The following is an 11,651-nucleotide window of genomic DNA, read 5'->3' as shown; positions in this document are numbered from 1 at the left end:
TCGTCTTCTATTTTTCGATCGGCAGCCCGAGCAGGGCTTCGACCGACGCCATGGCGATGCTGACCAGTTCGCCCTCGCGAAAGAGATCGCCGGCAAGGCAGCCTTCGACCCAGAGCCCGTCGACGAGGCCGTTGATCGCGATGGCGTAGCGGCGGCACTCCTCGGGGCCGGCGGGTCGGCCCTTGGCCGCGAGGAAATCGCTGAGCAGCTGCTGCAAGGCATTGCGGAAGGCGAGATAGCCGTCCCGATGGATTTCCGCGAGCACCGGATCGACCCGCACCTGACTGATGAATGCGGCCCAGAGAGAGATGCTGCGGCTGTCGGCGACCGGCTCGGTCAGGTTGATGGCGATGAAGTCTCTCAGGCGGGTCGCGGGGTCACCTTCGACATTCTTCGCCTTTTCCGTGAGAGAGGCGATGACGGCGCGGTAGGCCTCGGCGACCATCTGGTCCTTGGACTCGAAATAATGGCGGACGAGCCCTGCGGTGACGCCGGCGCGAACGGCGATCTGGCGGACGGTCGCTCCCTTGAGGCCGAATTCCGAAATGCAATCCAGCGTCGCCTCGATCAGTTCCTGGCGCCGCTCGCCCTCGGGGGCGCGATAGAAGCTGCGCCGGTTCACGGCATGCTCCGCGCGGTGCCGTTCAGCCAGATCGTCCATGCCTGCGAACCGGTGAGGCTCATGCGTTGCTCCGGGGAGTGACCATTGTTGCGAGGAGCGTCAAAAAATCGGCGCCGGCGTTATTATACGCTTGAATAATAGCGACACAAGTGCAACGATGCCATTCAGAAACAGCGTGACAAGCCGAAGATGCTGCACGAAAGAATGACCGGGGGAACTGTCTTCATGGCTTCAACGAGCGTTCCGCGAACGACAGGAGCCGCGCGCCGATGACGGATGCGCGGCAGGCCATCTCGGTTACCGAACTCCACAAGCGTTTCGGGCCATTGGAAGTGCTGAAGGGCGTATCGCTGAACGCGCGGCAGGGGGACGTGATCGCGATCATCGGCGGCAGCGGCTCCGGCAAATCCACTTTGCTTCGTTGCATCAACATGCTGGAGCTGCCCTCCGCCGGCCGGATCAGCGTGCACGGAGAAGAGATCCGCATGAAATCGGACGGCCACGGCGGGCTGATGCCGGCCGACCGCAAGCAGGTCCAGCGAATCCGGACGCAGCTCGGCATGGTCTTCCAGAGCTTCAATCTCTGGCAGCACATGACCATCCTCGAAAACGTCATCGAGGCACCGGTTCATGTGCTCGGCAAGGCGAAGGCCGAAGCGGTGGACACGGCCGAGGCGCTGCTCCGCAGGGTCGGTCTTTACGAGAAGCGGGACGCCTATCCCGCCTTCCTTTCCGGCGGCCAGCAGCAACGCGCCGCGATCGCCCGGGCCCTTGCAATCCAGCCGCTCGTCATGCTTTTCGACGAACCGACCTCTGCGCTCGATCCGGAACTCGTCGGAGAAGTGCTGTCCGTGATCGGCGATCTCGCGCGGGAAAAGCGGACGATGGTGCTCGTCACCCACGAGATGAAGTTCGCGCGCGACGTCGCGAGCCACATCGTTTTCCTGCACAACGGCGTGATCGAGGAACAGGGGCCGCCGGAGGCGATCTTCGGTGCCCCGAAATCCGAAAGGCTCAAGAAGTTCATCAGCTCCATTCACTGAATTCCGCAATGCTCAACAACCAAAAAAGGGAACGGCATGAAGAAGACATTGAAACGCATGGCGCTCGGCGCCGCTCTTGTGATCACGGGTGCGGCTGCCGCCTCGGCCGAACAGGTCAAGGTCGGCATCGCGGCGGAACCTTATCCGCCCTTCACCTCGCCTGACGCCAGCGGAAACTGGGAAGGCTGGGAAATCGAATTCATGAAGGCCATGTGCGCCGAAGCCAAGCTCGATTGCGTGGTCACGCCGGTTGCCTGGGACGGCATCATTCCGGCACTGACCTCGAAGAAAATCGACATGATCATCGGCTCGATGTCGATCACTGCGGAACGGCTGAAGACCATCGATTTCTCCGACAAATACTACAATACGCCAACCGGCATCATCGGCACGAAGGGCGAGGACATCAAGCCGACGCCGGAGGGCCTCGCCGGCAAGACGCTGGGCGTGCAGGTTGCGACCGTGCACCAGGCCTATGCCATGAAGCACTTCGCGCCGGCCGGCGTCGAAGTAAAGGAATATCAGACGCAGGACGAGGCAAACCAGGATCTCGCCGCCGGCCGCGTCGATGCCGTCCAGGCTGACGCGATCGCCCTCGATGCCTTCCTGAAGAGCGACCAGGGCGAGCAGTGCTGCGATTACAAGGGCGAGGTTGCAGAAGACGTCGACGTCATCGGTCCCGGGGTCGGCGTAGGATTGCGCAAGGGCGAGACGGAGCTGAAGGACAAGGTCAACGCGGCAATCAAGGCGATCCGCGAGAACGGCACCTACGACGCCTTCTCGAAGAAATATTTCGACTTCGACATCTACGGCGGATAACCGCGACCGGCCGGCGGTCCGGGCGGCCGCCGGCCCTGAATTCGTGTTCGAGCGAAATGTGGCCGGCACATGCGGTCCATGTTCCGCTCTTGTTTAAGAGGCTGCCTTGGTCGGGGATTCCTTCATCAACTGGAGCCTGCTTTGGGTCTCGGCGCCCGGCTGGGGCGGCGTCCTGCTGCAGGGCTTCCTCAGCTCGATCGAGATTGCCGTCGGCGGCTATGCGCTCGGGCTCGCCCTCGGTATCGGCGGGGCCTTCGGAAAGCTCTATGGCGGACCGGTGCTGCGCGATCTCCTGGAGTGCTACACGACTGTGGTTCGCGCGGTGCCCGAGCTCGTGCTCATTCTGCTCCTCTATTATGCCGGCACCGATCTTCTGAACCAGTTCCTCGGCGCCATCGGGATCGGAGCCGTCGATATCAGCGGGCTCATGGCCGGTATCTTCGTGATCGGGGTGGTCCAGGGCGCCTATTCGACGGAGGTGCTGCGCGGTGCGATCAAGGCGGTTCCCGCCGGCCAGATCGAGGCGGCCCGCGCCTACGGCATGTCGCCACTCCTGGTGCTGAGACGCATCACGCTTCCGGCGATGCTGCCCTACGCCATCCCCGGCCTCGCCAATCTGTGGCTGATCGCCACCAAGGACACGGCTTTACTCGCTGTCGTCGGTTTCAGCGAACTGACGCTCGTCACGCGGCAGGCGGCCGGCGCCACCAAGGCCTATTTCCTCTTCTTCTGCGCCGCCGGGGCGCTCTATCTGGCGCTGACGCTCGTTTCCAACCTCTTCATCGGCATGCTCGAGCGCCATGCGCGGCGCGGCTTCGCGGAACAACGATGACCGACGAAACAACGCATGCGCTCGCATATACGCCGGAAGACCTCCCGAGAAAGGAGAGCTTTCTCAAGCCCCACCGCATCCTGCTGATGCTTCTTTTCGCGGCGCTCGTGGTAGCGGTCGCGATTTTCATGCGCTGGGACTGGCTGCCGCGCTACCTGCCGCGGCTCGGCTCCGGCATTCTCGTGAGCCTGGCGATGCTCTTCAGCACGGCGATTCTCGGCTTCCTCCTGGCCGTGCCGCTCGGCCTCGCCCAGGTGACCGGCCCCTGGTTCTTCAAGGCTCCGGCCCGCATCTTCTGCACCGTGATCCGCGGGACGCCGCTGCTGCTGCAGCTATGGCTTCTCTATTACGGGCTCGGCTCGCTGTTTCCGCAGTTCCCGGCGATCAGACAATCCTTTCTCTGGCCGTATCTGCGCGAGGCCTGGCCCTATGGGGTGGCGGCGCTCACGCTCTCCTTCGCCGCCTATGAGGGCGAGGTCATGCGCGGCGCGTTCGCCGGCGTGCCGTCCGGGGAGCTGGAGGCCGCCCGTGCCTACGGCATGGGCCGATGGACGATGTTCCGGCGCATCTGGCTGCCGCGGGCGATCCACCGCGCGCTGCCGACCCTCAACGGCGAGACCGTGCTGCAGCTGAAATCCACGCCGCTCGTCGCGACGATCACCGTCGTCGACGTCTATGCGGTGATCTCGAAGGTGCGGCAGGAAACCTACCTGACCTACGAGCCGCTCCTGCTGCTCGCGGTCATCTACATGTGCCTGACCGGCATCCTGGTCGTCGCCTTCCGTTATTTCGAAAACCGCATACCGACTCGTGGTGCCTGACATGAAGCTTTCCGCCGTCATCGACAATGCCATGCCGGAACTCGTCGCCATCCGGCGCGATCTGCATGCCCATCCCGAGCTCGGGCTCGAAGAAACGCGGACATCCGCCTTCATCGCGCACCACTTGGAAGCGCTCGGATACCAGGTGACGACGGGCATCGCGAAAACGGGCGTGGTCGGTACGCTGCGGAATGGCACCGGGTCGCGCTCGATCGGCATCCGCGCCGATATCGATGCGCTGCCGATCCAGGAGGAAACCGGGGTCGCCTATGCAAGCACGAAGCCGGGCCTGATGCATGCCTGCGGTCATGACGGCCATACGGCGATGCTGCTCGGCGCGGCCCGGGCGCTCGCCGAACGGAAGAATTTCGACGGCACGATCCACCTGATTTTCCAGCCGGCGGAGGAGAATGCCGGCGGCGCGAAGATCATGGTCGACGAGGGTCTCTTCGACAGATTTCCCTGCGACGCCGTCTTCGCGCTTCACAACGAACCGAACCTGCCCTTCGGCCAGTTCGCGCTGCGCGAAGGTCCGATCATGGCGGCGGTCGACGAGGCGCGGATCACCGTCCACGGCCTCGGCGGCCACGGCGCCGAGCCGCAGGCGACGGCCGATCCGATCGTCTGCGGCGCCAGCATCGTCATGGCGCTGCAAACCATCGTCGCACGCAACATCCATCCGATGGATCCCTCCGTCGTAACCGTCGGCGCGTTCCACGCCGGCTCCGCGAGCAACATCATCCCCGAGCGTGCAGAGATTGTCGTCGGCATACGCTCCTTCGACCCGGCCGTTCGGGATGAGCTGGAACGCCGTATCCGGATGATCGCCGAGGTCCAGGCCGCAAGCTTCGGCATGCGTGCAACCGTCGATTACGAGCGAAGCTACGACGCGACGATCAACCACAAGGCGGAGACGGATTTTCTCCGCGAGGCCGCTATTCGGTTTGCCGGTGCCGAGAAGGTCGTCGATCTCGCCCGGCCGTTCATGGGAAGCGAGGACTTCGCCTATATGCTGAAGGAAAGGCCCGGCAGCTATTTCTTCCTGGGCTCGCGCGTGACGGGCGAGGAAAAATCGCTCCACCACCCCGGCTATAATTTCAACGACGATCTGCTGCCGATCGGCGCTGCCTTCTGGACAGAACTCGCCGAGGCCTACCTCGCGCGTCGGTGAGGTTGCGGACGGCCGGGGAAAGGCTTTTTAGTCCAAGAACTTGGACTGGCTGGGACAAGCATAGGAATGGGGAAGTTGGGGACGGGGCGCCGGCAGCTTCGATCTGCAAGGCGGTGCAAAATGCCGCGCGCGAACGATTGCCGCAGTGTGACAACGTGGCGATCCGACCGTCATTGACCTTTGGCGATATTGCGTCAGATTCAATCACACGATGCAGATCGCAGATATCGGACGCCCTTCGCGTCTGAGCTTGCGGCTTCCGTCTGAAAGGATCAGCGCCGTGTTCGAAGCTTTTGACGCAACTGTCCTTGCTCGCATTCAGTTCGCCTTCACCGTCTCCTTCCACATCATCTTCCCCGCCTTCTCCATCGGGCTCGCCAGCTATCTGGCCGTTCTCGAAGCGCTCTGGCTCTGGAAAAAAGACGCGGTCTATCTGGAGCTCTTCAATTTCTGGAAGACGATCTTCGCAGTCGCTTTCGGCATGGGCGTCGTCTCCGGCATCGTCATGTCCTACCAGTTCGGCACCAACTGGAGCGTGTTTTCCGACAAGGCCGGGCCGGTGATCGGGCCGCTGATGGGCTATGAGGTGCTGACGGCCTTCTTCCTGGAAGCGGGCTTTCTCGGCGTCATGCTTTTCGGCCTCAATCGCGTCGGTCCGAGGCTGCATTTTTTCGCAACCGCGATGGTCGCGCTCGGCACCCTGATCTCGGCCACCTGGATCCTTGCCGTGAACTCCTGGATGCAGACGCCCGCCGGCTTCTCCGTAAACGAGGCCGGGCAATTCATTCCAGAAGACTGGTGGGCCGTGATCTTCAACCCGTCCTTTCCCTACAGGCTGGTGCACATGGTGCTCGCCGCCTATCTGACGACGGCCTTCGTCGTCGGCGCCTGCGGGGCGTGGCACCTCCTGCGCAAGACCGCACCGCGCCGCGCCCGCACGATGTTCTCGATGGCCATGTGGATGGCGGCGATCGTCGCGCCGATTCAGATCTTCGCGGGCGACCAGCACGGCCTCAACACGCTCGAGCATCAGCCGGCAAAGGTGATGGCTATGGAAGGGCATTATCAAAGTCATCCCGACGGGGCGCCGCTGATCCTCTTCGGCTTGCCTAACTCCGCCGAGAAGCGCGTCGACTACGCGCTAGAGATCCCAAAACTTTCGAGCCTGATCCTGAAACACGCGCTCGATGCGCCGCTTGCCGGTCTCGACACCATACCCGAGGAGCGGCACCCGCCAGTCGCCATCGTCTTCTGGTCGTTCCGCGTGATGGTGGCGATCGGCTTCGCCATGCTCGGTCTCGGTCTCTGGAGCCTCTGGTGTCGGCTGCGCGGCACGCTCGACACGAGTGCCGCGCTCCACCGCGCGGCGGTGTTCATGGGCCCGGCGGGGTTCGTGGCGGTGCTTGCCGGCTGGATCACCACGGAGGTCGGACGGCAGCCCTACACGATCTATGGGCACCTTTTGACGGCGGACTCGATTTCCCCGATCGCAGCGCCGGCTGTCGGCGCCTCGCTCGTCGCCTTCATCATCGTCTATTTCCTCGTTTTCGGCGCCGGCACTTTCTATATCCTGCGGCTGATGGCGCGCCTGCCGCGCGATACGATGCCCGAACTCGACGAGGGACCGTTGCGCACGGCCGGCGTCACGCCCGGGCCGGCAACCGCCAACCAGGGAGGCCGTCATGGCCATTGATCTGCCGCTGATCTGGGCCGCGATCATCGCTTTTGCGGTGCTTGCCTATGTCGTTCTGGACGGTTTCGACCTCGGCGTCGGGATATTGTTTCCGTTCTTCCGTGAGAAGCATGACCGCGACGTGATGATGAACTCCGTGGCCCCCGTATGGGACGGTAACGAAACCTGGCTCGTGCTCGGCGGCGGAGGGCTGCTCGCCGTGTTCCCGCTCGCCTATGCGACTGTTCTGCCCGCGCTTTACGCGCCCATCGTCGCGATGCTGATCGGCCTCATCTTCCGCGGCGTGGCTTTCGAGTACCGCTGGCGCACGCAGCGAGGCGAATTCCTGTGGAACTGGGCCTTTGCGGGCGGCTCGATGCTCGCCGCCTTCGCGCAAGGACTGGCGCTCGGCGCCCTCGTGCAGGGCATCCCGGTCGAAAACCGGGCCTATGCCGGCGGCTGGTGGGACTGGCTGACGCCGTTTTCAATCGTGACGGGGCTGGCGATCGTGATCGGCTATGCGCTTCTCGGAGCGACCTGGCTGGTGATGAAGACCCGCGGCGAGCTCGCCGAGCGCGCGCGCGGCATCGCGCTTCGAACGGCTCTCGCCACGGTCGCGGCAATGGGTATCGTCAGTCTCTGGACACCGTTTCTCGAGCCGGTCTACCTGGAGCGCTGGTTCGGCTGGCCGACGGCGATCTTCAGCGTCGTCGTGCCGCTGCTCGTCCTCGGCTGCCTTTACCTCCTCCTCAAAGGCATTCGCGACCGGCATGACGTGCAGCCCTTCGTCGCCGCGCTCGGCCTTTTCGTGCTCGGCTATATCGGCATCGGCATCAGCTTCTTTCCCTTTATGGTCCCGCCGTCGCTGACGATCTGGGACGCCGCCGCGCCGGACGAGAGCCTTGCCTTCCTGCTCGTCGGCGCGCTTGTGCTGGTGCCGATGATTCTCGCCTATACCGCCTATGCGTACTGGGTTTTCCGCGGCAAGGTCGATCCGGAGGAGGGCTACCATTGACCCGCTCTAACGGCACTGCCCGCAAGCTTCTCTGGTTCGCGGCTCTCTGGGCCGCCGGCGTCGCCGCGGTCGGCATCGTCGGCCTTGCGATCAAGCTCGCTCTCGGCGGCTAAAAGCTTCGTCGCCGCCTGACCGGACTCTGCTGCGTCGGTTTAACCCCTTCTCAGCCGTCGTCCCCTTTGCTAGCAGTTCGGCGCGATCAAATGGGGCGGCCTCCGCTCCGCGAGGAGCCGACATGCAGAAAACACCCGCAGAATGCACGACGATGGCCGATATACGTGTGGAAATCGACCGCCTCGACCGCGCTTTGATGACGCTCTTTGCCGAGCGTTGGAGCTATATCGAGCGTGCCGCGGAGATCAAGCGGCCACTGAACCTGAAGGCGGACATCCCGGCTCGGGTGGCGGAGGTCAAAGAGAACGCGCGGCGCAACGCGGCCGAGCTCGGCATCGAGCCGGACTTCTACGAACAACTCTGGGCGCAGCTCATCGCGCATGCCATTGCACATGAGCGCAAGCTGCTCGGAGAGGACGAGGCCTGTTCATGATTTCAGGTCCATCGGCCCTGAAATCGTCGTGATCTAGCCATTGGCGATCAGCCGCTCGTCCTGATTCTCGTCGTAGCTGTTCTTGCGGCTGAGGTGGTTCTCCCAGTCGAAGGCGCTCTGGACGATATGCTCGAGGCTGACATGCGTCGGCACCCAATCGAGCTTCAGGCGGGCGACTGAGGGGTCGGCGACCACCTGCGCCGGATCGCCCGGACGCCGGGGCGCATAGTCGACGGTGAAATCCCGACCGGAAATCTGGCGCACCGTATCGAGTACCTGCAGCACCGAGAAACCGTGGCCGTAGCCGCAATTCGCGACGAGCGGCTCACCGCCGGTCCGCAGATAGGCGAGCGCGCTCCTATGTGCCGACACGAGGTCGCTCACATGGATATAATCGCGAACGCCGGTACCGTCCGCCGTCGGATAGTCCGTGCCGAACACATCAACCTTGCGGCGCCTCCCGAGCGCCGCCTCGCAGGCGACCTTGATCAGATGCGTGGCTCCGAATGTCGACTGGCCGGCACGACCAAGCGGATCGGCCCCGGCCACATTGAAATAGCGTAGTGCGACGAAGCTGAAATCATGCGCGGCCGCGGCATCCTGCAGCATCATCTCCGACATCAGCTTGGAGCGGCCGTAAGGACTCTGCGGCCTCAGGGTGGCCGTCTCCCTGACCGGATCGGGCGTGTCCTGGGTTCCGTAGACGGCAGCGGTCGAGGAAAAGACGAAACGGCGAATGCCGGCCTCGATGGATGCCGCAATGAGGGTGCGGGTATTGGCCGTGTTATTCTCATAGTAACGAAGCGGATTGGCGACCGATTCCGGTACGACAGCCGATCCCGCGAAATGAACGACCGAGTCGATGTCGTTCTCGGCAAAGACCCTTTCGAGCAGCGCCCGGTCGCCGACATCGCCGAAGTAAAAGCGCGCCTCCGGCGCAACCGCCCAGCGAAACCCGGTCGACAGATGGTCGAGCACCACCACGGCTTCGCCGCCGTCGAGTAGCGACCATACCATGTGACTGCCGATATAGCCTGCCCCACCTGTCACCAATACGGCCATTTCCCGTCCCCTGTCCCTGCGTACCCAGGATCAGAAAAGACGGGCGCCGCCTTCAGAAACGTAAATCGCGGCGCCATTCGCCGGCCGGCAGCGCCTATTCTCGGTTGTGTGGTTAAGGGTGCGCCACACCGGTCGTTCGGATTTTAACGATCGGCCTCATCCCGTCGTATCAGCGGCCGAGAATATAGCGCTGCAAACGCTCCGCGGCCTCAGCGATCTGGTTCGGATCGCGCAGGAAGCAGGCGCGCATGAAAGGCGCTCCGCCCTCGCCGAAGGCCGTCCCGGGCGCCAGGCCGACGCCGGTCCGGTCGACGATGTCGAGCGCCGCGGCCCGCGAGTCCTTGACGCCGTCGATCTTCAGGAAGGCGTAGAGCGCCCCATCGGGCTTCAGAGTTTCGACGCGGTTAGTCGCGATCAGAGCGTCGCACAGCGTATCGCGATTGCGCTTCGCCTTGGCGATATTCTCGTCGACGAAGCCGTCGCCCTCGTCGAGCGCGACGACTGCCCCGCGCTGCATGAATTGTGCGACGCCGGACGTCGAATACTGGATCAGATTCTCAAGCACCTGCCCCATTGCCGGCGGAGCCACGATCCATCCGACGCGCCAACCGGTCATGGACCAGTTCTTGGAGAAGGAATTGACGAGGAGGATGCGGTCATCCTCCTCCATCACGTCGAGGAAGGACGGCGCCCGGCCGCTGAGATAATAGTAGAGCGCGTAGATCTCGTCGGCGATGATCCAGAGCCCATGCTTGCGCGCGAGCGCCAGAATGGCCTTGAGATCGTCATGGCTGGCGGTCCAGCCGGTCGGGTTGGACGGCGTGTTGATGAAAAGCGCCCGCGTCCTCCCTCCGATCGCCGCCTGAAGACGCTCGGGATCGAGCTGCCATTTGCCGCCTTCGAAGCGTAGCGGCACCGCAACCGGGCGAACGCCGGAGAGTTCCGCAGCGGCCGCGAAATTCGGCCAGGCCGGCGAGAGCAGGACCACCTCGTCGCCGGGAGAGGCTACCGCCTCGATCGCAAGCTTGATCGCCTGCATTCCCGAACCGGTAACATAGAAGTTCTCAGGCGGAAGCGCCTTCCGGAACCGGCGCTGATAATAGCGGACCAGTGCCTCGCGCAGCGGCGGGATGCCGCGCTGCCAGGTGTAGAAAGTCTCGCCGCCCGTCAGCGCGTCGGCCGCGGTGCGGCTTACGAAATCCGGCGTCGGCAGATCGCCCTCGCCGACCCAGAGCGGGATCAGTCCTTCACGCTCACGCGCATAGTTGACGACTTCGACGATGCCGCTTTCGGGTGCTGCCGTCGCGCGGGGGCTGAGGCTGGTCATGATCGTCATCGGCAGGCTCCTGATTGCCTGCCGTTTCTAGACGCTTTGGCGTCTGCGATCACGCGAATTTCTCTTACCTGTTTATCGAATTCTGTGATGCTTCGACGGCCCGGGACGGGCCTCTGAAGGGCTTGCCTCAGGCGCGCTGCTTCAGAAGATCGCGAATTTCAGAGAGAAGCAGGATGTCCTGCGGCGGAGGTGCTGCCGGCTCCGGCGCCTTTTGCCTTTCGACCGAGGCACGCGCGCGATTCACCAGCTTGATCAGCAGAAAGATGATCCAGGCGAGAATCAGGAAGTTGATGAGCACCGTGATGAAATTGCCGTAGGCAAAGACCGCGCCCTGTTCGCGTGCGGCCGCGAGCGTCGGTGCAGTGACATTGGCTGAAAGCGGCAGGAAATAGTTGGAGAAGTCGAAGCCGCCGCCCGTGATCGCTCCGACGATCGGCATGACGAGATCGTTGACGACCGAATCGACAATCTTGCCAAAGGCCGCACCGATGATTACGCCGACCGCAAGGTCCATGACGTTGCCGCGGGCGATAAACTCCTTGAATTCGTTCAGCATGCCTCTCTCCGTGGATATCCTCCGAACGACCGCACGCACCTGTCCTGCGAGGCAACCGCCGGTAGGACTCTAGACCAAAGCCCCGCGTGAGGAAATCGCACTCCTTGCATTTGGTCAAGCTCTGCGGTTATCGGCGAGTTGTCTTGAACTTAAGA

12 protein-coding genes are annotated in these 11,651 nt (G+C 63.4%); 8 read left to right on the top strand and 4 right to left on the bottom strand.

Going from position 1 to position 11,651, the window contains the following annotated elements; translation table 11 throughout:
* Positions 1 to 7: 7 nt before the first annotated feature.
* The gene (locus tag SINAR_RS0112445) at positions 8 to 622 is read right to left on the bottom strand and encodes a TetR family transcriptional regulator C-terminal domain-containing protein (RefSeq protein ID WP_027999405.1); all 615 of its coding nucleotides are present in this window, start codon (positions 620 to 622) and stop codon (positions 8 to 10) included.
* Positions 623 to 891: 269 nt separating this feature from the next.
* Between SINAR_RS0112445 and SINAR_RS0112440 the strand changes: the two genes are divergently transcribed.
* The 8 genes from SINAR_RS0112440 to SINAR_RS0112400 all read left to right on the top strand — a co-directional run bounded on the left by SINAR_RS0112440 (position 892) and on the right by SINAR_RS0112400 (position 8,542).
* A complete protein-coding gene (locus tag SINAR_RS0112440; RefSeq protein ID WP_027999404.1) occupies positions 892 to 1,665 on the top strand; it encodes an ABC transporter ATP-binding protein in 774 nt (257 codons plus the stop codon).
* Positions 1,666 to 1,701: 36 nt separating this feature from the next.
* Entirely contained in the window at positions 1,702 to 2,484 is a 783-nt protein-coding gene (locus tag SINAR_RS0112435; RefSeq protein ID WP_027999403.1) for a transporter substrate-binding domain-containing protein, read from the top strand.
* Positions 2,485 to 2,590: 106 nt separating this feature from the next.
* Complete coding sequence (locus SINAR_RS0112430; protein ID WP_027999402.1) at positions 2,591 to 3,316, top strand: ABC transporter permease; 726 nt, start codon at positions 2,591 to 2,593, stop codon at positions 3,314 to 3,316.
* Positions 3,313 to 4,137, top strand: a complete 825-nt coding sequence (locus SINAR_RS0112425; protein WP_027999401.1) for an ABC transporter permease — start codon at positions 3,313 to 3,315, stop codon at positions 4,135 to 4,137. Before SINAR_RS0112430 ends, SINAR_RS0112425 begins: the two co-directional genes overlap by 4 nt.
* 1 nt (position 4,138) lies before the next feature.
* On the top strand, positions 4,139 to 5,308 hold the full coding sequence (locus SINAR_RS0112420) for a M20 aminoacylase family protein (RefSeq protein WP_027999400.1): 1,170 nt from the start codon (positions 4,139 to 4,141) through the stop codon (positions 5,306 to 5,308).
* A 211-nt stretch (positions 5,309 to 5,519) separates the two neighbouring features.
* The gene (locus SINAR_RS0112415) at positions 5,520 to 7,001 is read left to right on the top strand and encodes a cytochrome ubiquinol oxidase subunit I (RefSeq protein WP_027999399.1); all 1,482 of its coding nucleotides are present in this window, start codon (positions 5,520 to 5,522) and stop codon (positions 6,999 to 7,001) included.
* The gene (gene cydB / locus SINAR_RS0112410) at positions 6,991 to 7,995 is read left to right on the top strand and encodes a cytochrome d ubiquinol oxidase subunit II (RefSeq protein ID WP_027999398.1); all 1,005 of its coding nucleotides are present in this window, start codon (positions 6,991 to 6,993) and stop codon (positions 7,993 to 7,995) included. The genes SINAR_RS0112415 and cydB overlap by 11 nt, the downstream gene beginning before the upstream one ends.
* Positions 7,996 to 8,230: 235 nt before the next feature.
* Positions 8,231 to 8,542, top strand: a complete 312-nt coding sequence (locus SINAR_RS0112400) for a chorismate mutase family protein (protein WP_027999396.1) — start codon at positions 8,231 to 8,233, stop codon at positions 8,540 to 8,542.
* Between the two features lie 33 nt (positions 8,543 to 8,575).
* Here the strand turns inward: SINAR_RS0112400 and galE are convergent, their stop codons facing one another.
* The 3 genes from galE to mscL form a co-directional block, all read right to left on the bottom strand.
* Entirely contained in the window at positions 8,576 to 9,604 is a 1,029-nt protein-coding gene (gene galE / locus SINAR_RS0112395) for a UDP-glucose 4-epimerase GalE (protein ID WP_027999395.1), read from the bottom strand.
* 169 nt (positions 9,605 to 9,773) lie between these two features.
* Positions 9,774 to 10,940, bottom strand: a complete 1,167-nt coding sequence (locus SINAR_RS0112390; RefSeq protein ID WP_027999394.1) for a pyridoxal phosphate-dependent aminotransferase — start codon at positions 10,938 to 10,940, stop codon at positions 9,774 to 9,776.
* A 127-nt stretch (positions 10,941 to 11,067) separates the two neighbouring features.
* Entirely contained in the window at positions 11,068 to 11,496 is a 429-nt protein-coding gene (gene mscL, locus SINAR_RS0112385; RefSeq protein WP_027999393.1) for a large conductance mechanosensitive channel protein MscL, read from the bottom strand.
* Positions 11,497 to 11,651 lie beyond the last annotated feature (155 nt).

It is taken from the genome of Sinorhizobium arboris LMG 14919 (assembly GCF_000427465.1).
Classification (GTDB): domain Bacteria; phylum Pseudomonadota; class Alphaproteobacteria; order Rhizobiales; family Rhizobiaceae; genus Sinorhizobium; species Sinorhizobium arboris.
Note: the sequence above shows the minus strand (reverse complement) of the source record. Positions and strands in the feature narration are given on the sequence as shown.